Source organism: Geodermatophilus sp. CPCC 205506 (genome assembly GCF_051383635.1).
Classification (GTDB): domain Bacteria; phylum Actinomycetota; class Actinomycetes; order Mycobacteriales; family Geodermatophilaceae; genus Geodermatophilus.
In genome coordinates this window covers 1-23,076 of sequence record NZ_JALPKP010000074.1, presented here as the reverse complement: position 1 = coordinate 23,076, position 23,076 = coordinate 1, and the positions used below count along the sequence as shown (strand labels likewise).

Sequence of the window (23,076 nt, the reverse complement as noted above, 5' to 3'; positions counted from 1 at the left end):
GCCCGGGCCTCGGCCTCGGCGCGCGCCGCGACGGCGGCCTGCTCGGCCTGCGCCTGGACCGCGGCCGCGGCGGCCTGCTCGGCGTCACGCTCCGCGCGGGTGGCGGCGAGCTGCTCGAGCAGTCGGGGGTCCTCCGCCGGCGCGGCCGGCTGGCCGGCGGCGGTCTCCTCGATGCCGAGCGCGTCGGCGACGGCGACCGACGCGGACTGCTCCTGCGGGCTCGCCGTGGCCGGGGTGGCGGTCCCGCCGGCGACCAGGTTCACGGCGGCGACCGTGCACACCGTGGCCAGGCCCAGGGCGTAGGCCACCCGGGAGCGCGGAGCGGGCACGCGGCGGCGCCGGCGGGCGACGGCGGTGGGGAGGTCCCCCTCGGGGGCGGCGTCCTCGACTCGAGGCGCGGAGGCGCGGTTCAGGGTCGCCACAGGGGCGGCTCTCCGTTCTTCCTCAGCCGCCTACCGAGTTAGCTGACGGGTTCGGGCCGGAAGTCGCCCTACCTGCGGCGCGCACGCGCGCAGGATTCACCCCAGAGGAACCGTGGGTCCCCGGTCCGAGCGCGGCGGTGTGCCGCGCACAGTTCGGCGGAGTCCGGCCGGGGTCCTCGGTCGAGGAGCGGGGCCCGGCGGACAGATAACGAAACTATCACGACGCTGCGCGACCGAAGCGGACTGATCCGTCACATCAGCCCGGTGTGGCGTGGCTCACTCGTCCTCGGTCCGGTAGCCCAGGTTCGGCGAGAGCCACCGCTCCGCCTCGGCGACCGTCCAGCCCTTGCGCCGGGCGTAGTCCTCGACCTGGTCGCGCCCCACCCGCCCGAGCACGAAGTACCGCGACTGCGGGTGGGAGAAGTACAGGCCGCTGACCGCCGCCCCGGGCCACATGGCCATGCTCTCGGTGAGCTCGATGCCGGTAGCGGCCTCGACGTCGAGCAACTGCCAGATCGTCTGCTTCTCGGTGTGCTCGGGGCACGCGGGGTAGCCCGGCGCGGGCCGGATGCCCTGGTACCGCTCGGCGATGAGCTCCTCGTTGTCGAGGCCCTCACTCGGGGCGTACCCCCAGAACTCCTTGCGCACCCGCTCGTGCAGCCGCTCGGCGAAGGCCTCGGCCAGCCGGTCGCCGAGCGACTCCAGCAGGATCGCGCTGTAGTCGTCGTTCTCCGCCTTGAACCGGGCCGACCGCTCGGCCAGGCCGATGCCGGCGGTCACCGCGAAGGCGCCGACGTGGTCGCGCAGCCCGGTGTGCTTGGGCGCGACGTAGTCGGCCAGCGACTTGCGCGGGGCGCCGTCGCGGCCCTGGGTCTGCTGCCGCAGCTGGTGCAGGGTGGCCCGGACGGCGGTCCGCGACTCGTCGGTGTAGACCTCGATGTCGTCGCCGTCCACCTGGTTGGCGGGGAACAGGCCGAAGACGCCGTTGGCGCGCAGCCACTGCTCCCCGATGACGCGGTCGAGCATGACCTGCGCGTCCTCGTACAGCCGGCGGGCCGTCTCGCCCGTCGCCGGGTTGTTCAGGATGTCGGGGAACCGGCCGCGCATCTCCCAGGCATTGAAGAACGGCTGCCAGTCGATGTAGCGGCGCAGCTCCTCCAGCGGATAGCCGGTGAACGTCCGGACGAACTGGGTGGCCACCTGGTGGACGTGGTCGCAGGAGGGCCCGGCGCACACGTCCATCGCCTGCTGCAGCAGCATCCGCGGCCGCGGCGGGTGGTAGCTGCTCCAGTCGACCGGGGTCGCCGCGGCGCGGGCGGCGGCCAGCGGCAGCAGCGAGCGGGTGTCCTGCCGGGCGGCGTGCCGCTCGCGCAGCGCCTCGTGGTCGGCCTCGACCTCGGCCAGCAGCGCGGGCCGCTGCTCGTCCGACAGCAGGGCGGCCACGACCGGCACCGACCGGGAGGCGTCCTTCACCCAGATGACCGGGCCGTGGTACTTCGGCGCGACCTTGACCGCCGTGTGCGCGCGGGAGGTGGTCGCGCCGCCGACCAGCAGCGGGAGCTCGAAGCCCTGACGCTCCATCTCCGCCGCCAGGTTCACCATCTCGTCCAGCGACGGCGTGATCAGACCGGAGAGGCCGATCACGTCGGCGCCCTCCTCCTTGGCGGTGTCCAGGATCCGCTGCGCGGGCACCATCACGCCGAGGTCGACCACCTCGTAGTTGTTGCACTGCAGCACGACGCCGACGATGTTCTTGCCGATGTCGTGGACGTCGCCCTTGACCGTGGCCATGACGACCTTGCCGATGCTGCGCTCGGCGTCGCCGGGCCGCTTCTCCGCCTCGATGAACGGCACGAGGTAGGCGACCGCCTTCTTCATGACGCGGGCGGACTTCACCACCTGCGGCAGGAACATCTTGCCCGCGCCGAACAGGTCGCCGACGACGTTCATGCCGGCCATCAGCGGGCCCTCGATCACCTCGATCGGCCGTCCGCCGCGCTCCCGGATCTGCGCGCGCAGCTCCTCGGTGTCGGCCTCCACGAACTCGTCGATGCCCTTGACCAGGGCGTGGGTGATCCGCTCGGCGACCGGCAGCGACCGCCACTCCCCCGCCTCGGCCTCCGTGACCGCGCCGTCCCCGGCGTAGTCGCCGGCGATCTCCAGGAGCCGCTCGGTGGCGTCGGGCCGGCGGTTGAGGACGACGTCCTCGATCCGCTCCCGCAGCTGCTCGGGGACCTCCGCGTAGACCTCCAGCGCGCCGGCGTTGACGATGCCCATGTCCATGCCGGCCGCGATGGCGTGGAACAGGAACACCGCGTGGATCGCCTCGCGCACCCGGTTGTTGCCGCGGAAGGAGAACGAGACGTTCGAGACGCCGCCGGAGACCAGCGCCCCGGGCAGGTTCTGCTTGATCCAGCGGGTGGCCTCGATGAAGTCCAGCCCGTACGTCGCGTGCTCCTCGATGCCCGTGGCGACGGCGAACACGTTGGGGTCGAAGATGATGTCCTCGGCCGGGAACCCGACGTCCCGCGTGAGGATGTCGTAGGCCCGCCGGCAGATCTGCGTCCGCCGCTCCAGGCTGTCGGCCTGGCCGTCCTCGTCGAAGGCCATGACGACGACCGCGGCGCCGTACCGGCGGCACAGCCGCGCCTCGCGGACGAAGGCCTCCTCCCCCGACTTGAGCGAGATCGAGTTGACGATCGACTTGCCCTGCACGCACTTGAGGCCGGCCTCGATGACCTCCCACTTGGAGGAGTCGATCATCGTGGGCACCCGGCAGATGTCGGGCTCGGCGGCGATCAGCTTGGTGAAGCGGTCCATCGCCGCGACGCCGTCGATCATCCCCTCGTCCATGTTGACGTCGATGACCTGCGCGCCGGCCTCGACCTGCTGCCGCGCCACGGCCAGCGCGGCCGGGTAGTCGCCGGCCTTGATGAGGTTGCGGAAGCGGGCCGACCCGGTGATGTTGGTGCGCTCGCCGACGTTGACGAAGAGGCTCTCCGACGTGACGACCAGCGGCTCGAGGCCGGACAACCGCAGGGCGGGGGGCACGGCCGGCGGCGTCCGGGGCGCCCGGTCCTGCACCGCGGCGGCGATGGCGGCGACGTGCGCGGGCGTGGTCCCGCAGCAGCCACCGACCAGGTTGACGAAGCCGCTGGCGGCGAACTCCGCCAGGACGGCGGCGGTCTCCTCGGGCGACTCGTCGTACTCGCCGAAGGCGTTGGGCAGCCCGGCGTTCGGGTAGCAGGAGACGAAGGTGTCGGCGATGCGGGACAGCTCGGCGACGTAGGGCCGCATCTCCGCCGCGCCGAGCGCGCAGTTGAGCCCGACGAGCAGCGGCCGGGCATGCCGCACGGAGTACCAGAAGGCCTCGGTGACCTGGCCGGACAGCGTGCGCCCGGACGCGTCGGTGATGGTCCCGGAGACCATCACCGGCCAGCGCCGGCCGTGCTCCTCGAACAGCGTCTCCAGCGCGAAGATCGCCGCCTTGGCGTTGAGCGTGTCGAAGATCGTCTCGATGAGCAGGACGTCGGAGCCGCCGTCGACCAGCCCGCGGGCCTGGGTCAGGTAGGCCTCGACCAGCTCGTCGAAGCCGACGTTGCGGGCCCCGGGGTCGTTGACGTCGGGCGAGATGGACGCCGTCCGGCTGGTCGGCCCCAGCGCGCCGACGACAAACCGCGGCCGGTCCGGGGTGCGCGCGGTCATCGCGTCGCACTCCCGCCGGGCCAGCCGGGCGGCCGCGACGTTGAGCTCGTACGCCAGGCCCGACATCCCGTAGTCGGACAGCGAGATCGCGGTGGCGTTGAACGTGTTGGTCTCGACCAGGTCGGCGCCGGCCTCGAGGTACTCGCGGTGGATGCCGGCGACCAGGTCGGGGGCGGTGAGGCTGAGCAGGTCGTTGTTGCCGCGCACGTCGGTCGGCCAGTCGGCGAACCGCTCCCCGCGGTAGGCCGCCTCGCCGGGCCGGTGCTGCTGGATCGCCGTGCCCATCGCACCGTCGAGCACGAGGATGCGCCGGTTCAGGAGCGTCGTGAGCGCTGCCGTGGCGTCCGGGCGCAGGGACGGGCCGGAGGCGGACACCGAACAAGACTAGACGTGCGGGCGAGCCGGTTCGTTCCACCACCGGGCGAGGTGGCCCACACGGACGGGCGTTCGAGCGCGGCACCGGTGCCCGACCGACGTAGGCTCGCAGGGGTGATCGACCCGAAGTCCACCCCTGAGGACCTGCCCCGGCTGAGCGACCCCATGGTGGTCGTCGCCTTCGAGGGCTGGAACGACGCCGGGGACGCCGCCACCGGGGCGCTGGAGCACCTCGAGCTCATCTGGGACGCCGCCCCGCTCGCCGCGCTCGACCCGGAGGACTACTACGACTTCCAGGTCAACCGGCCCACCGTCTCGCTCGTCGACGGGGTCAGCCGGCGGGTCGAGTGGCCCACCACCCGCGTCTCCGTCGCCCGTCCGCCGGGCTCCCCGCGGGACGTCGTCCTGATCCGGGGCATCGAGCCCAACATGCGGTGGCGGACGTTCTGCGAGGAGCTCATCGAGCTGTGCCGGGAGCTCGACGCCCGCACCGTCATCGGCCTGGGCGCGCTGCTGGCCGACACGCCGCACACCCGCCCGACGCCGGTGACCGGGTCGGCGTACGACGCCGAGTCCGCGGAGCGGTTCGGCCTGGAGACCTCCCGCTACGAGGGCCCGACCGGCATCCTCGGCGTCTTCCAGGACGCGTGCGTGCAGGCCGGGCTGCCGGCGATCAGCTTCTGGGCCGCGGTGCCGCACTACGTCTCCCAGCCGCCGTCCCCGCGTGCCACCGTCGCCCTGCTGCAGCGGGTCGAGGAGGTCCTCGAGCTCACCGTGCCGCTGGGAGCGCTCCCCCAGCAGGCCGAGGACTGGGTGAAGACCGTCGACGAGATGGCCCAGGAGGACGCCGAGGTCGTCGAGTACGTGCGCTCGCTGGAGGAGCGGGCCACCGAGGTCGACCTGTCCAACGCCAACGGCGACTCGATCGCCCGCGAGTTCGAGCGCTACCTGCGCCGCCGCGGCGGCTCCCGCGACTGAGCGAGGACCCCGTCCTCCCCCTCGTCGGGTGGGGCTCTCCGCGCCGGAGTCCTCCGATTCTGTTGGGGATGACGGTGGTACGGACCGGCGGTTTCCGCGGAAACCGCCGGGCACCGGGGGGTCACTCCAGGCGGAGCAGGGGGCGCATCTGCGACGTCGCGTCGGCGTCGAACAGCCGGTCGTGCATCGCCAGCGCGAACCGGTCGGTCATCCCCGACACGTAGTCGACGACCTGGGTCACCGGGTCGGCCTCGGTGTCCCGGTAGGACGCCGGGATGAGCTCCGGGTGCGCCAGGTGGTGGTCGACCAGCCGGCGGGTGACGTCGATGGCCAAGTGCTTCTGGCCCGCGGCGGTCTCCGAGGCGTAGACGCGCTCGAACATGAACGTGCGCAGCTCGTGCATCGCCTCCAGCGGCCCGGCCGCCATGACGACGGCGCCGGAGGACGACGTCAGGCTGCCGTCGATGACCGCGTCGACCATCGCGCCGACCATCTGGCTGCCCGGCTCCCCGAAGACGGCGCGGGCGCGGGCGGGCAGGTCGGCCACCCGCAGCACCCCGGCCCGGACGGCGTCCAGCGCGTCGTGGGAGAGGTAGCCGATCCGGTCGGCGTACCGCACGCACTCCGCCTCCCGGGTGGCCGGCGGCGGGGTGATCTTCCAGCTGTGCGCGCGGATGCCGTCGCGGACCTCCCAGCTGAGGTTGAGCCGCTCCAGCACCTCGACGATCCGCACGCCCTGCGCGGCGTGGTGCCAGCCGCCGGGGACGTAGGGCTCCAGCGCGTCCTCGCCGATGTGGCCGAACGGCGAGTGGCCGAGGTCGTGGCCCAGGGCGATCGCCTCGGCGAGGGTCTCGTTGAGCCCGAGCGCACAGGCCAGGGAGCGGGCGACCTGGGTGACCTGCAGCGTGTGGGTCAGCCGGGTGACGAAGTGGTCGCCGTCGGGGTTGAGGAAGACCTGCGTCTTGTGCTTGAGCCGGCGGAAGGACTTGGCGTGCAGGATCCGGTCGCGGTCCCGCTCGAAGGCGGTGCGCAGCCCGTCCTCGGGCTCGGGCACGGCCCGCCCGCGGCTGGCCGCCGCGCGGGTGGCCGCCGGGGCGAGGTCCTCCTCCGCGGCCTCGCGCGCCGCCCGGTCGACCAGCCGGAAGGGGCTGCTGGGCATCAGGAGTCGGCCAGCGCCACACCGAGGAGGGCGTCGACCGCGTCGCACACGATCGTCGGGGCGCCGTCCTCCAGGTCGGCGTCGGGCCCGGCCGCCAGGGTGGCCGCGGCCCACTCGTCGACGAGGGCGAGAGCGCCGGGGCTGTCCAGGTCCTCGGAGAGCCGCTCGCGCAGCCCCTGCAGCACCGGCGCGGCCGGAGCCCCGGCCGGCAGCGCGACCGCCCGCCGCCAGGTGGCCAGGCGGGTGCGGGCGGCGTCGAGGAGGTCCGGGGTCCACATGCGGTCGCTGCGGTAGTGCCCGGACAGCAGCGCCAGGCGGATCGCCATCGGGTCGACGCCGTCGCCGCGCAGCCGGGAGACGAAGACCAGGTTGCCGCGGCTCTTGCTCATCTTCTCGCCGTTCAGGCCGATCATCGCCGCGTGCACGTAGGCCCGGGCGAAGGGCTTGGTGGCGGTGAGCGCCTCGGCGTGGACGGCGGAGTACTCGTGGTGCGGGAACACCAGGTCGCTGCCCCCGCCCTGCACGTCGAAGCCCATGCCGATGGTCTCCAGGGCGATGGTGGCGCACTCGATGTGCCACCCCGGCCGCCCGGCGACCCCGCGCGGGCCGGGCCAGGACGGCTCCCCCGGCCGCTCGCCGCGCCACAGCAGCGGGTCCAGCCGGTTGCGCTTGCCGGCCCGGTCGGGGTCGCCGCCGCGCTCGGCGAAGAACCGCAGCATCGCCGCCTCGTCGTAGCCCGACTCCCCGCCGAAGCCGGGCGCCTGCGACACGTCGTGGTAGACGTCACCGGTGCCGTCGTCGAGGGAGTAGGCGAGCCCCTCGTCCAGCAGCGACTCGAGGTGGCCGACGATCCGCGGGATCGACTCCACCGCACCCACGTAGTCGTCGGGCGGCAGCACCCGCAGCGCCGTCATGTCTTCGCGGAACAGCGCCGTCTCGCGCATCGCGAGGACGATCCAGTCCTCGCCGTCCCGCTCGGCGCGCTCCAGCAGCGGGTCGTCGATGTCGGTGACGTTCTGCACGTAGTGGACCGCGTGCCCGGCGTCCCGCCACACCCGGTTGACCAGGTCGAAGGCCAGGTAGGTGGCGGCGTGGCCGAGGTGCGTGGCGTCGTAGGGCGTGATCCCGCAGACGTACATCCGCGCGGTTCGGTCGGGGCTGGTGGCGACCACCTCGGCGCGGGCGGTGTCGTGCAGCTTGAGCACGGGACCGGTGCCCGGGAGGGTCGGCAGGAGCGGGGCGGGCCAGGCGAGCACACCAGGAGCCTAGAGGCGGGTACCGGCGGCGCCGGTCGGCCCTCATCCTGGACGCCCCACCCGCGAACGGAGGAGCCGTGGAGCTCGACGAGTACCTGCCCGTCCTGCAGAAGACCAACGCACGCTTCGCCGACGTCGCCGCCGAGGCGGTGCTCGCGCGTGGCTGGCGGGCGACGGTGCCCGGGTGCCCCGGCTGGACCCTGGCCGACCTGGTCTGGCACCTCGCCGACGTGCAGCACTTCTGGACGTGGGTGGTGCGCACCCGCGCCACCGACCCGAGCACGTACGTGGAGCCGGTCCGGCACCCGGACGACGAGCTGCTCGGCTACGGGCTGGCCCAGTCCGCCGAGCTGGAGACCGTGCTGGCCGGGGCCGACCCGGTCGAGCGGGTGTGGACGTGGGCGCCGCGGCAGGACGTCGGCTTCGTGCTGCGCCGGCAGACGCACGAGGCCGTCGTGCACACCGTGGACGTGGAGCAGGTGCTCGGCGACGTGCGGCCGATCCCCACCGCCCTCGGGCTGGACGGGCTCGACGAGTGGCTGGAGGTGATCGTCCCGGGGGTGTTCCCCGCCGGCCCGCCGGAGGCCGCCCACCCGGTGGTGTTCCACGCGGTGGACGCCGACGCCGAGCGCACCCTCTTCGCCGGCAGCCGGCCCTTCCCGATCGCCGCCCTCACCGGCACCGCCGGGGACCTGGTGCTGGCCGTCTGGCGCCGGGTGCCGCTGGAGGTGCTCACCGTGGACGGCGACGGGCTGCAGGCCGCCGCGATGATCGACCTCGTCACCCTCGAGTAGCCCGCTCAGGGCCAGGTGGTGGCGTACCGGTCGAACTCCGCGCCGGTCTGGATGCCGACCACGCAGAAGAGCAGCCCGGCGGGGTCCTTCATCTGCCAGAAGCCGCCCATGTCGGCCACCCGGCGAGCGCCGAGCGCCTCCAGCCGCTGCACCTCGGCGGCGACGTCGTCGGTCTCGACGTCGACGTGCCAGCGCGGCGGCGTCCCCGTGCCGGTGCGCTGCACCTCCAGGTGGAAGCCGTCGGCGAAGGAGCCGAGGGAGGACCAGTCGGGGTCGGTCGGGTCGGCCTCCGCGGGGTGGCCGGTCACTCCGGTCCAGAAGTCACGGCCGGCGTCGTGGAGCTCCGGCGGCAGGTCGAGCAGCAGGATCGCCAGGCGCGAACGGTGCGGCATGGGCCCATGGTGGCCGATCCTTCCGCCGAGACCTGCGAACTCGTGGTCGTCAGCGGCTGATGGCCACGAGTTCGCAGGTCTCGCGGGGCCGGCTGGTCAGAACGGCGGCCAGGGCAGGGCGGGCCAGTCGCCGGTGGGCTGCGGGTGCCGCCCGCTGCGCAGCAGGTCGGCGACCCGCTGCTGGGTGCGGCGCACCTCGCGGCGGGTCAGGTGCTCGTGCAGCTGCTCGCCGAGGTCGCCGAGCAGGTCACCCGACAGCCGCTCCAGCACCTCCACCGCCTCGGCCGGCAGCGGCTTGCCGGCCCAGCGCCACAGCAGGGTGCGCAGCTTGGGCTCGACGGAGAAGCAGATGCCGTGGTCGACGCCGTACACGTGCCCGTCGACGGTCGGGATGATGTGCCCGCCCTTGCGGTCGGCGTTGTTGACCACGGCGTCGAACACCGCCATCCGCCGCAGCGCCGGGGAGTCCGAGCGGACGAACGCGGCGAGGTCGACCGCGGGGTCGCCGTCGATCCACAGCTGCACCATCCCGGGCCCGAACGGTCCGTCACGCAGGACGGTGGGCGGCACGACCCGCCAGCCGGTGGCCTCGGACACCAGCGCGGCGGAGATCTCCCGGCCGGCCAGGGTCCCGTCGGGGAAGTCCCACAGCGGGCGCTCCCCGGCCACCGGCTTGTACACGCACTCGCCCTCGAGCTCGGCGGTGCGGATGGTGCCGACCAGGGTGACGTTGCTGGCGTCGAGCAACCGGCCCTCGAGGTCGATCTCGCCGTCGAGCAGCAGGGTGCGGGCCTCGGCGTCGTCCGCGGGCGCACGCAGGTCCGACGCCTGGTCGGCGGGGCGCTCGCTCATCGGGGCGTCCTCGTGACCCCGGCCACCCGGCTCAGCGGCGGTAGCCGTTCTGCCGCGGGCAGACGTGCCCGCTCGGGTCCAGCGGCAGCGAGCACAGCGGGCAGGACGGCCGGCCGGCGGCCACCACCCGGCGGGCGCGGACGACGAACGCCCGGGCGGCCGCCGGCGTGATGGTGACCCGCAGCGCGTCGGGCCCCTCCTCGCTGTCGGAGAGGATCGCGTCCTCGTCGACCGGCTCCTCACCGGCGGCGACGGCCTCGACGACGACGGCCTGCGCCTCGCCGTCCCAGGCCAGGCCCATCGCCGCGACCCGGAACTCCTCGTCGACCGGCGCGGCGAGCGGCTCCAGGTCGTCGACCTCGGCGTCCGGGGGGACGACGGTGCCCGGGCGGGTCGCGATCTCGTCGAGCAGCTCGTTCATGCGGTCGGCGAGCACCTGCACCTGGGTCTTCTCCAGCGCCACGCTGACCACCCGGCCGGCTGCGTCGGAGGCCTGCAGGTAGAAGGTGCGGTCGCCGGGCTGGCCGACCGTGCCGGCGACGAACCGGGACGGGCGTTCGAAGAGGAAGACCTGGCGCGGCACGGATCCCAGGTTACGCGGACGGCCGACCCGGGCGAGCCGGAGACACCCAGGTCACACGGTCGCGCCGGCGCCCCCGCCGACGACGGCGTCGGAGTCGGCCGCCCGGCGGCGGCGACGCTTCCGCTTCGGCGGCACCAGCGCGGCGACGTCCCCGCCGGTGTCGTTCATCCGCACCACGAACGGCCGGGTGTCGGTGTAGGTGACCACCGAGATCGAGGCCGGGTCGACGACGATCCGCTGGAACTGGTCCAGGTGCAGGCCGAGGGCGTCGGCCAGCACCGCCTTGATCACGTCGCCGTGGCTGCAGGCCAGCCAGACGGCCTCCGGGCCCAGCGTGGCGTTCCACGCCCGGACGGCGGCCACCGCGCGGGCCTGGGTCTGCGCCAGCCCCTCCCCCTCCGGTCCGGGGAACACCGCCGCCGAGGGGTGCTGCTGCACCACCTTCCACAGCGGCTCCTTGACCAGCTCCTTGAGCGGGCGCCCGGTCCAGTCGCCGTAGCGGGCCTCGCCGAGCCGCTCGTCGGTCTGCAGCTCCAGCCCCCGCCCGTCGAGGACGGCGGCGGCGGTCTGCCGGCAGCGCTCCAGGGGGCTGCTCACGACCGCGGCCAGGGGCACCGGCGCGAGCCGCTCCCCCACCGCCCGCGCCTGCGCCGAGCCGGTCTCGTCGAGCTGCACGCCCGGCGTCCAGCCGGCGAGGACGCCGCCGGTGTTGGCCGTCGTCCGGCCGTGCCGCAGGAGGAGGACCGTGGTCACGACACGCGAGCCTAGGCGGCCCCCGTGCAGCGGCCCGCCGCGAGCTCCCGAGCGGTGGGGGCACGGGGCCCTCGCACTACTGGGCGGCGAGCACCCCGGTGCCGAGCAGCACGAGCAGCAGCCCGCCGAGCAGCAGCCGGTAGACGACGAACGGCGTGAAGCTGCCGCGGTCGAGGTAGCGGAGCAGCCAGGCGATCACCGTCAGGCCGACCCCGAACGCGAGCACCGTCGCGAGGATCGTCGGCCCCCAGTCGACGGTCTCGCCGGCCACGTCGCCGGTCAGCGCCTCGTAGGCCTGGAAGAAGCCCGACCCGAGGACGGCGGGCACCGCCAGCAGGAACGAGTAGCGGGCCGCCGCCGCCCGCGAGTACCCGAGGAACAGGCCGGCGGTGATGGTGCCGCCCGACCGCGACACCCCGGGGATCAGCGCCATCGCCTGGGCGAACCCGAACGCGATGCCGTGCCCGACGGTCAGCTGGTGCAGCTCCCGCTTCTTGCTGCCCACGCGGTCGGCCCAGAACAGGATGAGCGAGAACGCGATCAGCGCCGTCGCCACGATCCAGAGGCTGCGGAAGGTGGTCTCGATGTCGTCCTGGAACAGCAGCCCGAGGACGACGATCGGCACGCTGCCGACGATGATCAGCCAGCCCATGCGCGCGTCGGGGTCGCGGCGCATCCTGCGGTCGCCCAGGGAGAGCACCCAGGCGCGGATGATCCGCCCGATGTCGTGGCGGAAGTAGAGCAGCACCGCGGCCTCGGTGCCGATCTGGGTGATCGCGGTGAACGCCGCGCCCGGGTCGCCCCAGCCGAAGGCCTCCCCCACCACCCGCAGGTGGGCGCTGGACGAGATGGGCAGGAACTCGGTGAGGCCCTGGACGAGGCCGAGGACGACCGCTTCGATCCAGCTCATCGCGGGGTTCCGCCCCGGTGCGCGGGGCGGGGGGTGTGGGTTCGGGGAAGCACGGGATGCCAGCCTAGGCGGGCGCCGGTCCGATGCCCGGCCGCCGCTCCGGTGCGGCCGGATCCACACCCCGGCGCGCCGTCCCCACATGCCGGTGCTCCCCGGTCCCGGGCCCCGGTCGCCGGTAGGTTGGCCCCCCGTGGAACAGAGGGCGCTGGGGCGCAGCGGTCTGGTCGTCTCCCGCCTCGCGCTGGGCACCATGACGTGGGGCCGGGACACCGACGAGGACGAGGCCGCGATGCAGCTGACGGCGTTCGTCGACGCCGGGGGCACCCTGGTCGACACCGCCGACGTGCACTGCGAGGGCGACAGCGAGCGGACGCTGGGCCGGCTGCTCGCCGACGTCGTCCCGCGCTCGGACATCCTGGTCGCCACCAAGGCGGTGGGCCGCACCGGGCCGGGGCCGATGGGCCGGGGCGCCTCCCGCGGGCACCTGCTGCGCGCCCTCGACGCCTCCCTCGACCGCCTCGGCCTCGACCACGTCGACCTCTGGCAGCTGCACGGCTGGGACGACACCACCCCCCTGGAGGAGACCCTCGCCGCGTGCGACGCCGCGGTCGGCTCCGGCCGGGTCCGGTACGTGGGGATCAGCAACTTCACCGGCTGGCAGACCGCCCAGGCCGCGACCTGGCAGCGGGCCTGGCCGGGCCGCGTGCCGATCGTCAGCACCCAGGTGGAGTACTCGCTGCTGCAGCGCGGGGTGGAGCGGGAGGTCGTGCCGGCCGCCGAGGCGCTGGGGCTGGGCGTGCTGGCCTGGTCGCCGCTGGGCCGCGGGATCCTCACCGGGAAGTACCGGCACAGCACGCCCTCGGAGTCCCGCGGCGCCTCGCCGCAGTGGCAGGGCTTCATCGACGGGCTGCGCTCCCCCACCTCCGACCGGATCGTCGAGGCGGTGATCACCGCCGCCGACGGGCTGGGCACCACGCCGCTGGCGGTGGCCCTGGCCTGGGTCCGCGACCGGCCGGGGGTGACCGCGCCGGTGGTCGGGGCGCGCACCGCCCAGCAGCTGCAGGCCTCGCTGGACGCCGAGGCGGTGCGGCTGCCGGCGGCGATCCGGACCGCGCTGGAGGACGTCTCCGCGCCCTACTTCGGCTATCCCGAGCGCCGGTCGGACCGATGAGCCGTCCCGCCGCCACCGGGGTCGCCGCCGACGCCGTCTTCACCGCCTTCTGCGCCGCCGGGCTCTGGCCCGGGCTGGGCAAGCGCACCGCGGCCGAGCTGCCCGCCGCGGGCATCACCTCCCCCGACGACGTCACCGCCGACCGGCTGCTGAAGCTGCCGCGGGTCGGCCGGCAGCGCGCCGAGCGGCTGTTCTCCAGTTTCCTGGCCGCGCAGCCCACCTACGACGTCGTGGCGCTCCTGGTCGGCGCCGGGCTGGAGGCGCGGCTGGCCGCCTCCGCCGCCGACGCGCTCGGCACCGACGCCGCCCGCCGGCTGCGGGACGACCCGTGGGCGCTGCTGGGGCTCACCGGGGTCACGCTGGCCGACGCCGACCGGCTGGCGATCGCCGTGCTGCCCGGCGCGGACCGTCAGGACTCCCGCCGCGGCCGGGCCATCGTCGCGCTCACCCTGCGGACGGCGACCCGCGACGGGCACACCGTGCTCCCCGCCGACCTGGTCGTCGCCGCGCTGCGGGCCGAGGGCATCGCCGACCCGGTGGCGGCGGTCGTCGCCGCGGTCGAGTCCGGTGACGTGCTCGAGCACGAGCCGCCGGAGCCGCAGTTCGACGAGGACGCCCTGGGCCCCGAGGACGAGCTGCCCGAGCCCGACCCGGCGTTGCGGACGTTGTCGCTGGCCCGCTACGGGATGGCCGAGGAGGCGGTGGCGGACAACGTCGCCCGGCTGGCCGCCACCGCGGAGCGGATCGCCGACCCCGCCGCCGTCCGGTCGGTGGCCAAGGGGCTGGACGAGGCGCAGAAGAAGGCCGTCGCGCAGGTGCTGGGTGCCGGCGTCTCGCTGCTCACCGGCGGGCCGGGCACCGGCAAGAGCCGGACGGTGGCGGCGATCGTGACGCTGCTGCGGTCCAAGGGCAGCGAGGTGGCGCTCGCCGCGCCGACCGGGCGGGCGGCCAAGCGGCTGGAGGAGCTGACCGACCACCCCGCGGTCACCGTGCACCGGCTGCTCGGCGCGCAGGGCACCTCCGGCGGGTTCGCCCGCAACGAGGAGTGGCCGCTGGACGCCGACGTCGTCGTGGTGGACGAGGCCTCCATGCTCGACGTCGAGCTGACCGCGGCGCTGCTGGAGGCGTGCCCGGACGGCACCCACCTGCTGCTGGTGGGCGACCCGGCGCAGCTGCCCTCGATCGGCCCGGGGCACGTGCTGGGCGACCTCATCGACTCCGGCGTCGTCCCCGTGACGGAGCTGACCACGCTCTACCGGCAGGCCGAGGGCGGCGCGATCGCCCGGCTGGCCAACGCCGTCCGCACCGGGGAGCTGCCGCCGGTGGACTCCCCCGACCGCGAGGTCGTCGTGGTCCCGGCGACGGGGAGCGCGGAGGCGGCCCGGCGGGTGGTGCAGCTGGTCACCGACTCCATCCCCCGCGCGCTGGGCATCGACCCGGCGACGGTGCAGGTGGTCACCCCGGTGCACCGCGGCCCGGCCGGCACGATCGAGCTGAACAAGGCGCTCAAGGCCGTGCTCAACCCCGGTGACGGCACGGTGTGGGGTTTCGACGCCGGCGACCGGGTGGTGGCCACCGCCAACCACCTCGACCTGGAGCCGATCGGGTTCGCCAACGGCGAGGTCGGGGTGGTCACCGGCACCGGGGACGGCGCGCTGACCGTGGACTTCGCCTCGGGGCCGGTCACGGTCAGCGGAACGGCGCTGAGCGACCTGCGGCACGGCTGGGCGATCACCGTGCACCGCGCGCAGGGCTCGGAGTGGCCGGGCGTGGTCGTCGTCCTCCCGCCCGAGGCGGGCGGGATGCTGTCGCGGCCGCTGGTCTACACGGCCCTGACCCGCGCCCAGCGGCACCTGTCGATCGTGCACGCCAGCGGGGGGGCGCTGGCCCGCGCCGTCCGCGAGGTCGACGTCCGGCCGCGGCGGACCCGGCTGGCGCGGCTGCTCACCGAGAACGCCGACTGACCCACGAGGCATTGGATCCAATACCCACGTCAGCGGGCGCCTGACGCGGGTAGAGCTTCCTATGCCTCTGCCTCGACGTGGAGCCGGCGGGTGGCGCAGAGCAGCGCCTGGGTGGCGGCGTGCAGCTGGCCGGGGCAGGTCAGCGGCCGCGGGAACGGGATGCGCAGGTCGCGGGAGCTGGTCGGCCGCTCGATCCGCAGCCGGTAGCCGTACCGGTCGATCCCCAGGGGGCGGACGACGTCGCGCGGGCCGAGGTCGCCGGCCGGGATGCGGCTGCGCAGCAGCGTGAGGATCTCCGGGTGGTCGCGGTCCAGGTGCCGCAGCATCGCGGCCTCGACGTCGACCAGCGGATCGGGACGGGCGGCGGCGTACTCCGGCGGGCCGATCTCGACGCAGCGGGGTCCCTCGCGCAGGACCACCTCGGCGAGGTCGAGCCGCAGCAGGGTCGCGTCCCGCCCGACGTCGAGCAGTTGCTCGGCCGGCCGGACCTCGGCGAAGGCGAGCGCGGCGGCGCGCTGGTCGGCCGGCCGGACCGGCGTCAGCCAGCCGGAGAGCCACAGCTGGGCGCGCAGCGAGTCCCGCAGCGGGACCGGCGCGCGGTCGCTGACCATGAGGACGGCGGAGCGGTCGTCCTCCTCCGCCAGAGCCTCGGCCACCTCTCCCCCGGCGGGGACGAGCACCAGGACCTGCCCGGCGGTCAGGGTCGCGTGGGCCAGCGGCCGGGCGGGCGCCAGGCCGCGCACGCACAGGGCGGCCGCGGTGCGGCAGGCCGCGGTCCGCGCCCGTTCGGCCGGGTCGCCGAGGACGCCGGGTGGGGCCGGGCTCCGGCCGGGACTCGTCGTCATGGCGTTCCTCCCGAGACGTGCTCCGCAAGTTAGGGCAGCCTAACCACACCTCCCGTCGGTCGGGAAGTCGGGTCGGCGCGGTGCGGGCCGACCTGCAGCTCCCGGGCCTCGACGGGGCCTGAGCGGGACCGGTCCGCGGGTCGAGACGGAGCGTTCCCGTTCCGCTGTTGCCACCGCGCCGCCGGCGGGTGTTGGCTGAGCGCCACCTCCGCGGCGCTCGTCGGCAGGGCACCGCTCGTCCGAGTGGGGGCCCCGTGTCCGTCCGCCGTCGCACCGCCGTTGTCACCACGCTCGCCGCGCTCGTGCTCGCGTCCGGAACGGTCGGCGCCGCGGCGCAGGCCCCGACGCCGGCCCTGCTCACCGAGCCACCACCGGTGCTCGCCTGGGCCGCCTGCGGAACGACCCCGGAGGGGACGGCGGCCGGCGTCGAGTGCGCCACCGCGGACCTGCCGATGGACTACGACGACCCGGCCGCCGGGCGGGTGCAGATCGCGGTGGCCCGCGTCCCCGCCGATGACCCCGCCACCCGCATCGGCTCGCTGTTCCTCAACTTCGGCGGGCCCGGGGCGGCGACGGCGGAGGTCCTGCAGGCCCTGGGCGACCAGCTGTACCCCGGCCTGAGCGCCCGCTTCGACATCGTCGGCTTCGACCCCCGCGGGGTCGGCCGGAGCACCCCGGCCGTCGACTGCCGGGTCGACCAGGTCACCGAGGGCCTGTGGGCGCACCCGTTCCCCACCCCGCTCGACCTCGACCCGCAGGCCCTGGTGGCCCGCGCCCAGCGCTACGTCGACGCGTGCCTGGCCAACAACGGCGCGATCCTCGAGCACGCCTCGACGGCGAACGTCGCCCGGGACATGGACGCCCTGCGCGCCAGCCTGGGCGAGGAGCAGTTGACCTACCTCGGCTTCTCCTACGGCACCTTCCTGGGGGCCACGTACGCGACGCTGTTCCCCGACCGCTACCGGGCCCTCGTCCTCGACGGCGCCCTCGACCCCGCGGCCTACATCCACGACCCGGTCGCCGTGAGCACCGCGCAGGGAGCCGCGCTCGAACGGGCCCTCGACCGGTTCGCCGGCGCGTGCGCCGCCGACCAGGCCGCCTGCTCCGGGTTCGGGGGTGCCGACCCCCTCGCCGCCTACGACGCGCTGCTGGCGACGGCGGACGCGACCCCCATCCCCGCGCCCCGCTTCACGGACAACCCGGAACCGGTCACCCCGGAGGTCATCCTCGACGTCACCCAGTCCCTGCTGTACGCCAAGCAGCTCTGGGGGCTGCTGGCCGCCGGGCTCGCCCAGGCGGCCGCCGGGGACGGCTCGACGCTGCGGGCCATCTTCGACCTCGCGATCTACCCGGAGGACCCCGACGGTTCGGACGACCCGGGTCCCGACCGGTTCGTGGCGATCGGGGCGAGCGAGCGGGAGTGGCCTCGCGACGTCGACTCCTACCTGCGGCGGGGCGCGCAGGAGTGGGCGGCCTATCCGCACTTCTGGGCCGCCGGCGCCTACGCCGAGATCGGCTTCGCGCTGTGGCCCCGCACCGACGCGGACGCCTTCGGCGGGCCGTTCGTCGCCTCTCCCTCGGCACCGACGGCGCTGGTCGTCGGCACCACCTACGACATGGCCACCCCGTACGCGGGTGCGATCCAGCTGACCCGGCAGCTCGGCAACGCGCGGCTGCTGACCATGGAGGGCGACGGGCACACCGCCTACGGCGGCAACTCCCCCTGCATCGACGCGGCCACCGACGCCTACCTGATCGACCTCACGCTGCCCGCCGACGGCACGGTCTGTCAGCAGGAGGTGCCGCTCACCGCCCCGCAGCCGGTCCCGGTCGAGGCCGCGACCTCCGCCGCCACCGAGCTCCTGCTCCGCGCCGCCCGCTGACCGCCGCGGCCCGGCCGCGGCTCCGGTCAGGTCGACCGCTCAGGTCAGGTCGTCGTCGTCCCCCACCGGGACGTCGGCCTCCTGGTCGAGGACGTCGGCGTCGTCGGCCTCCCGGTCCCCGACCGGGCGGTGCGCCGCGCCCCCGACGCCGCGGGGCCGGGCGACCAGCTGCTGGTCGAGCGCGTCGGCCTCCGGGACGTCCCCGGCGGGGGGTGCGGCGTCGGCGGCGAGGGACACCTCCGGCGGGTCGACCATGTCCTGCTGCTCGGCCAGGTCAGCGGCGGTCGCGTCGGTCCGGGTGCCGGGATCGGTCACGTCGTCCTCCCTCTCGCGTGGTCCTGGGTCGCCACCCATCCTGCCGTCCGGGCGGTCCTCCGGCAGACCCGGGCGGGACGGGTCACGTGACCACCGGGGGTCGGGCGGGCACAATCGGCGGGATGGAGGCGGTTGCCGGGGATTACGAGTTCGCGCCGCTGCGGATCCCGCCGGGTACGTCCCGGTCCGCAGCGGCGACCATGCTGAGCCTGCAGGCGGACACCGGTGGCTGGGAACTCGCCCGGCTCCAGCTGCACGCCGACGGCACGCGGAAGGTCATCCTGCGCCGGCGGGCGCGGTTGTCCTACCTGCCGAAGCCGTTCGTCTAGGCGCCTCCCCGGTCAGGGGACGAGCACGACCTTGCCGACCGTGCTGCGGTCGGCCAGCCGGGCCAGGGCCCGGGGCGCCTGGTCCAGCGGGAGAACCTCGCCGATGAGCGGGTCGATCTGCCCGCCCTCGACCAGCCGGGTGAGCTCGGCGTGGACGGTGCCGACGATCGAGGGCTCCATCTTCCGGTACAGCCCCCAGTGCAGGCCCACGACGCTGTAGTTCTTGACCAGCGCGTGGTTGGCCGGCGCGTCCGGGATCCGCCCGCTGGTGAAGCCGACGACGACCAGCCGGCCCTCGAAGGCGATGCACTTGCGCGACTTGTCGAAGACGTCGCCGCCGACCGGGTCGTAGACGACGTCGGCGCCGCGGCCGCCGGTGACCTCCTTGACCACCGGAACGAAGTCCTCGGTCGTGTAGTCGACGACGTGGTCGGCGCCGAGTTCGCGGCACACCTCGACCTTGCGGGCGCCGCCGGCGGTGGCGATGACGTGCGCCCCGGCGGCCTTGCCCAGCTGGATGGCGGCCGACCCGACGCCGCCCGCGCCGGCGTGCACGAGCAGCCACTCCCCCGGCTGCAGCTGCGCCCGGCGGTGCAGCCCGACGTGGCCGGTGTGGTAGGTCAGGTAGAGCGCGGCGGCCTTCTCGTCGGGCATCCCGTCGGGCACCGGCCAGGCGTTGTCGGCGTCCATGAGCGCGTACTCGGCGAAGGCGCCGGGCCCTCCCGACGGCGCCCCGAGCACCCGCTGCCCGGTCTCCACGACCTCCGCGCACAGCTCGACGCCGGGGATGTAGGGCAGCTGCGGGCGCTCCTGGTACTGGCCCTTCGCCATGAGCACGTCGGGGAAGTTGAGCGCCGCCGCCCGCACCCGCACGAGCAGCTGCCCCTCGCCGGGGGTGGGCTGCTCCACGTCGTCCAGGCTCATGACCTGCGAGGGATCGCCGAGTTCGTGGACCCGCCAAGCGCGCATGCCGGCGACCCTGCCAGACCGCCGCGGGCCCGGCACCGGCACCCCGGGCGGCCCCGTCGGATCGCCGCCGTCGCGCGGCCGTGACAGGGTGCGGGAACGCGGCCCGCTTCCCGTCGGCGGCCCGAGGAAGGACCCATGAGAGAGCACCTCAACGACCGCCTGCGCTTCCTGCGCGCGTTCCTGGCCAACCCGCGGCAGGTCGGCGCCGTCCTGCCGACCTCCCGCGCCGCGGTGCGGGACATGCTCGACCTGGCCGACGTCGCCGGTGCCGACGTCGTCGTCGAGCTCGGCGCGGGCACCGGCGTCCAGACCGGGGAGATCCTGGCGCGGCTCGGCGCGAACGCCCGGCTGGTCTCCGTGGAGATCGACCCGGAGCTGGCCAAGCTGATCGACGAGCGCTTCGACGACCCGCGGCTGCAGGTGGTCTGCGACTCGGCGGAGAACCTCGACGTCCACCTCGGCGGCAAGCGGGCCGACGTCGTCGTCTCGGCCCTGCCCTACACGTCGCTGGCGCCGCCGCTGCGGCAGCGGATCCTCGACCTGCTCCCGGCGGTGCTCACACCCCGCGGCACGGTGCTGGTCATCCAGTACTCGCCGGTGATGCTGGGTGAGTTCCGCCGGCGCTTCCCGTCGGTGCGCCAGCGGATCTCACCGTGGAACGTGCCGCCGGCCTTCCTGTTCGCCTGCCGGCTCGAGGCGGCCTAGAGCATCGACGGCGGGCGCAGCGCCTCGGGGACGACGGCGGTCTCGCCGGTCGCCGTCTTGGCGCTGGGCACGCCCTTGAACCGGTAGGGGACGGCGCCGACGCCGGGCTGGACGATGTAGGCCGCGCCCGGCTCCGCGGAGGCCCAGGCGGCGAGCATCGCCCCGGCGACCTCCTCGGCGCTCAGGACGGGGAAGCCCGCCTTCGCGAACTCCTCGCGGATGGGGTCGATGATCGCGGTGTCGGCGAAGCCGGGACAGATCGCGGAGATGGTGATGCCCTCGGCGGCCAGCCGCGGCGCCATCGAGCGGACGAACGCCACCGCCCCTCCCTTGGCGACGCTGTAGCCGGGGTCGGTGGCCATCGGCGACAGACCGGCCAGCGAGGCGGTGACCACGATCGCGCCGCCGCCGGCCCGCTGCAGCGCCGGCAGCGCCGCCGCGGTGCCGTAGACGACGCCGAACAGGTCGACGTCGACCACCCGCAGGAAGCCGTCGACGTCGAGCAGCTCCTCGGAGTCGAACCCGGCGATGCCGGCGTTGAGGAACACCGCGTCCAGCCGGCCGTGCTCGGCCTCGACCTGCTCGACGGCGGCGCGGTTGGCGGCGCGGTCGGTGACGTCGAGGGCGACGAACGGGCAGCCGAGGTCGGCGGCGGTGGCGCGTGCCCGCTCGCCGTCCAGGTCGGCGAGGACAGCGGTGACCTCCCGCGCCCGCAGCTGGGCGGCGAGGGCGCGGCCGAAGCCGCCCGTCCCACCGGTGATGAGGGCGACGGAGCCGGGTCCCGGAGTGGCGGAGGTCACGGTCGGCATCCCATCACGCCGCGCGCAGGAAGCGGTCGAGCACCCGGATGCCGAACCGCAGCGACTCCACCGGGACCCGCTCGTCGATGCCGTGGAACAGCGAGGCGAAGTCCAGGTCCGGCGGCAGCCGCAGCGGGGAGAAGCCGAAGCAGCGCATGCCCAGGCGTTCGAAGCTCTTGGCGTCGGTGCCGCCGCTCATCGTGAAGGGCACCGGCCGCGCGCCGTCGTCCTCGGCCTCGAGCGCGGCGACCATCTGGTCGACCAGGGGGCCGTCGAACGTCGTCTCCACGGCCTGGTCGTGGACGATCCAGTCGCGCTGGACGCCCTCCCCGATCAGCGTGGCCAGCTGGCGCTCGAACTCCTCCTCCTGGCCGTAGAGGAAGCGGCCGTCGACGGTGGCGCTCGCCGTGCCGGGGATGACGTTGGCCTTGTAGCCGGCGTCGAGCATCGTCGGGTTGACCGTGTTGCGCAGCGCTGCGCCGATCATCCGGCTGATGCTGCCCAGGCGCGCCAGTGCCTCCTGCGGCTCGTCGGGGTCGATCTCGATGCCGTAGGCGTCCTCGACGGCGGCGAGGAACTGGCGCATCGGCGGGGTGAGCGTGGTGGGCAGCCGGGCGGCGCCGAGCCGGGCGACGGCCGCGCACAGCCGGGTGACGGCGTTGTCGTCGTGGACGAAGGAGCCGTGGCCGGGCCGGCCACCGGCGGTCAGCCGCATCCACGCCAGGCCCTTCTCGGCGGTCTGCACTAGGTAGAGGCGCAGGTCGTCGCGCACGGTGATGGAGAAGCCGCCGACCTCGCTGATCGCCTCGGTGCAGCCCTCGAACAGGTCGGGGTGCTCGTCGACGAGGAACCGGGCGCCGAGCCGGCCACCGGCCTCCTCGTCGGCGACGTAGGCCAGCACGATGTCGCGCGGGGGCTTGGTGCCGGTGCGCGCCCAGTCGCGGACCAGCGCGAGGACCATCGCGTCCATGTCCTTCATGTCGACCGCGCCGCGGCCCCAGACGTAGCCGTCGCGCTCCTCGCCGGAGAACGGGTGCACGCTCCACTCGGCCGGGTCGGCGGGGACGACGTCCAGGTGGCCGTGCACCAGCAGGGCGGGCCGGCCGCGATCCTCGCCGGGGATGCGGGCGACGAGGCTGGCCCTCCCCCGCTCCGACTCGTGGACGACGCTGCCGATCCCCGCCTCGTCGAGCTTGCCGGCCACCCACTCGGCCGCCGCGCGCTCGCCCTTGCCGGTGGCGGTGTCGCCGGTGTTGGTGGTGTCGATGCGGATGAGGTCGGACAGCAGCTCGGCGACCTCGTCCTGGGCGCGGGCGAGGGGCGTCTCGGTGGGCTCCGGCATGCCGCCGATCGTGCCATCGCGCCCGCGGATCCCCCGGTCGGGTGGGCCGGCCCTGAACTCCCGCAAGGCCCTCTCTCTGCTGCCCCGACGGCACGCTGCTCACGCTCTCGATCAGCCCGGGGGTGGCGCACCTCCCGCCGGTGGCCACCGTCGCGACCGCGCTCCACGCGGCCGCCGGCAGGGCCCCGCACCGGGCCGAGCGCGTCGGCGGGGCCGGGTCGCCGTCATCGCGGCCTGACTCCGTGGCAGCGCGGGGGGTGCGTGATCGCGGTCCCTACGTCCGGTAGTCTCTGTCTCGCACTCGTCCGGGTGGCGGAATGGCAGACGCGCTAGCTTGAGGTGCTAGTGCCCTTTATCGGGCGTGGGGGTTCAAGTCCCCCCTCGGACACAGCCTCGCCCCGGTGTTCCTGCAGGTCAGGAGCCCGGGGCGGTTTGCTGAAGGGGCCGAAAAGGGCCTCGTGATACCTACGTGATACTTCGCGCCGGGATCAGCCATCGAGCAGGGCGGCGCAGCGGTCCGCGGCCTCGCGGCCCATGCCGGGGTGCACGTGCTGGTAGACGGTGAGCGTGATGG

The 23,076-nt window shown here is 74.7% G+C and carries 21 protein-coding genes, 1 tRNA gene and 1 riboswitch; of the genes, 8 read left to right on the top strand and 14 right to left on the bottom strand.

Translation table 11 applies throughout. The features are described 5' to 3' along the window. Together MY520_RS26120 and metH are read right to left on the bottom strand one after the other, a co-directional pair. Nucleotides 1–422 (bottom strand): hypothetical protein (locus tag MY520_RS26120; RefSeq protein WP_436695616.1); only part of this gene is annotated, 422 nt, incomplete at its 3' end. A 12-nt stretch (nt 423–434) separates the two neighbouring features. Further along, nucleotides 435–591: riboswitch (cyclic di-AMP (ydaO/yuaA leader) on the bottom strand. Between the two features lie 107 nt (nt 592–698). Further along, nucleotides 699–4,502: a methionine synthase gene (gene metH, locus MY520_RS26115; RefSeq protein ID WP_436695615.1), complete on the bottom strand. Its 3,804-nt coding sequence runs from the start codon at nt 4,500–4,502 to the stop codon at nt 699–701. A 114-nt stretch (nt 4,503–4,616) separates the two neighbouring features. On the opposite strand from metH, the gene MY520_RS26110 reads away from it, so the two are divergent. Beyond that, nucleotides 4,617–5,480, top strand: coding sequence for a PAC2 family protein (locus tag MY520_RS26110; protein ID WP_436695614.1), 864 nt, complete (start codon nt 4,617–4,619; stop codon nt 5,478–5,480). Nucleotides 5,481–5,601: 121 nt separating this feature from the next. On the opposite strand, the gene MY520_RS26105 is transcribed toward MY520_RS26110, so the two are convergent. Both MY520_RS26105 and mshC read right to left on the bottom strand, forming a co-directional pair. Next, a complete protein-coding gene (locus tag MY520_RS26105; protein ID WP_436695613.1) occupies nt 5,602–6,639 on the bottom strand; it encodes an HD domain-containing protein in 1,038 nt (345 codons plus the stop codon). Further along, nucleotides 6,639–7,895: a cysteine--1-D-myo-inosityl 2-amino-2-deoxy-alpha-D-glucopyranoside ligase gene (mshC, locus tag MY520_RS26100; RefSeq protein ID WP_436695612.1), complete on the bottom strand. Its 1,257-nt coding sequence runs from the start codon at nt 7,893–7,895 to the stop codon at nt 6,639–6,641. Before mshC ends, MY520_RS26105 begins: the two co-directional genes overlap by 1 nt. 77 nt (nt 7,896–7,972) lie before the next feature. Between mshC and MY520_RS26095 the strand changes: the two genes are divergently transcribed. Beyond that, on the top strand, nt 7,973–8,689 hold the full coding sequence (locus MY520_RS26095) for a maleylpyruvate isomerase family mycothiol-dependent enzyme (protein WP_436695611.1): 717 nt from the start codon (nt 7,973–7,975) through the stop codon (nt 8,687–8,689). 5 nt (nt 8,690–8,694) lie between these two features. On the opposite strand, the gene MY520_RS26090 is transcribed toward MY520_RS26095, so the two are convergent. From MY520_RS26090 to MY520_RS26070, 5 genes are all read right to left on the bottom strand, one after another. Beyond that, the gene (locus MY520_RS26090; RefSeq protein ID WP_436695610.1) at nt 8,695–9,081 is read right to left on the bottom strand and encodes a VOC family protein; all 387 of its coding nucleotides are present in this window, start codon (nt 9,079–9,081) and stop codon (nt 8,695–8,697) included. Between the two features lie 96 nt (nt 9,082–9,177). After that, complete coding sequence (locus MY520_RS26085) at nt 9,178–9,933, bottom strand: SCO1664 family protein (RefSeq protein WP_436695609.1); 756 nt, start codon at nt 9,931–9,933, stop codon at nt 9,178–9,180. Nucleotides 9,934–9,964: 31 nt separating this feature from the next. Then, on the bottom strand, nt 9,965–10,516 hold the full coding sequence (locus MY520_RS26080) for a DUF3090 family protein (RefSeq protein ID WP_436695608.1): 552 nt from the start codon (nt 10,514–10,516) through the stop codon (nt 9,965–9,967). A 51-nt stretch (nt 10,517–10,567) separates the two neighbouring features. Then, the gene (locus MY520_RS26075) at nt 10,568–11,269 is read right to left on the bottom strand and encodes a histidine phosphatase family protein (RefSeq protein ID WP_436695607.1); all 702 of its coding nucleotides are present in this window, start codon (nt 11,267–11,269) and stop codon (nt 10,568–10,570) included. Between the two features lie 76 nt (nt 11,270–11,345). Beyond that, entirely contained in the window at nt 11,346–12,179 is an 834-nt protein-coding gene (locus MY520_RS26070) for an undecaprenyl-diphosphate phosphatase (RefSeq protein WP_436695606.1), read from the bottom strand. Between the two features lie 190 nt (nt 12,180–12,369). On the opposite strand from MY520_RS26070, the gene MY520_RS26065 reads away from it, so the two are divergent. Next, nucleotides 12,370–13,350, top strand: a complete 981-nt coding sequence (locus MY520_RS26065) for an aldo/keto reductase (protein WP_436695605.1) — start codon at nt 12,370–12,372, stop codon at nt 13,348–13,350. Further along, nucleotides 13,347–15,314: an AAA family ATPase gene (locus MY520_RS26060; protein ID WP_436695604.1), complete on the top strand. Its 1,968-nt coding sequence runs from the start codon at nt 13,347–13,349 to the stop codon at nt 15,312–15,314. Before MY520_RS26065 ends, MY520_RS26060 begins: the two co-directional genes overlap by 4 nt. A 59-nt stretch (nt 15,315–15,373) precedes the next feature. Here MY520_RS26060 and MY520_RS26055 read toward each other — a convergent pair whose 3' ends face one another. Further along, nucleotides 15,374–16,159, bottom strand: coding sequence for a DUF2470 domain-containing protein (locus tag MY520_RS26055; RefSeq protein ID WP_436695603.1), 786 nt, complete (start codon nt 16,157–16,159; stop codon nt 15,374–15,376). 254 nt (nt 16,160–16,413) lie between these two features. Here MY520_RS26055 and MY520_RS26050 point away from each other — a divergent pair, with 254 nt between their 5' ends. Further along, nucleotides 16,414–18,042, top strand: a complete 1,629-nt coding sequence (locus tag MY520_RS26050) for an alpha/beta hydrolase (RefSeq protein WP_436695602.1) — start codon at nt 16,414–16,416, stop codon at nt 18,040–18,042. Nucleotides 18,043–18,081: 39 nt separating this feature from the next. On the opposite strand, the gene MY520_RS26045 is transcribed toward MY520_RS26050, so the two are convergent. Next, complete coding sequence (locus MY520_RS26045) at nt 18,082–18,357, bottom strand: hypothetical protein (protein ID WP_436695601.1); 276 nt, start codon at nt 18,355–18,357, stop codon at nt 18,082–18,084. A 122-nt stretch (nt 18,358–18,479) separates the two neighbouring features. On the opposite strand from MY520_RS26045, the gene MY520_RS26040 reads away from it, so the two are divergent. Continuing rightward, nucleotides 18,480–18,686, top strand: a complete 207-nt coding sequence (locus tag MY520_RS26040; RefSeq protein WP_436695600.1) for a DUF5703 family protein — start codon at nt 18,480–18,482, stop codon at nt 18,684–18,686. A 12-nt stretch (nt 18,687–18,698) separates the two neighbouring features. Here the strand turns inward: MY520_RS26040 and MY520_RS26035 are convergent, their stop codons facing one another. Further along, the gene (locus MY520_RS26035) at nt 18,699–19,655 is read right to left on the bottom strand and encodes an NADPH:quinone oxidoreductase family protein (RefSeq protein WP_436695599.1); all 957 of its coding nucleotides are present in this window, start codon (nt 19,653–19,655) and stop codon (nt 18,699–18,701) included. A gap of 135 nt (nt 19,656–19,790) precedes the next feature. Here MY520_RS26035 and MY520_RS26030 point away from each other — a divergent pair, with 135 nt between their 5' ends. Then, entirely contained in the window at nt 19,791–20,360 is a 570-nt protein-coding gene (locus MY520_RS26030) for a class I SAM-dependent methyltransferase (RefSeq protein WP_436695598.1), read from the top strand. Here the strand turns inward: MY520_RS26030 and MY520_RS26025 are convergent. Together MY520_RS26025 and MY520_RS26020 are read right to left on the bottom strand one after the other, a co-directional pair. Beyond that, nucleotides 20,357–21,160, bottom strand: coding sequence for an SDR family oxidoreductase (locus MY520_RS26025; protein WP_436695597.1), 804 nt, complete (start codon nt 21,158–21,160; stop codon nt 20,357–20,359). The two genes, MY520_RS26030 and MY520_RS26025, sit on opposite strands and share 4 nt — an antisense overlap. Nucleotides 21,161–21,173: 13 nt before the next feature. Next, nucleotides 21,174–22,502, bottom strand: a complete 1,329-nt coding sequence (locus MY520_RS26020) for a M20/M25/M40 family metallo-hydrolase (RefSeq protein ID WP_436695596.1) — start codon at nt 22,500–22,502, stop codon at nt 21,174–21,176. Nucleotides 22,503–22,805: 303 nt separating this feature from the next. On the opposite strand from MY520_RS26020, the gene MY520_RS26015 reads away from it, so the two are divergent. Further along, nucleotides 22,806–22,890 (top strand) — tRNA-Leu (locus MY520_RS26015). Nucleotides 22,891–23,076 lie beyond the last annotated feature (186 nt).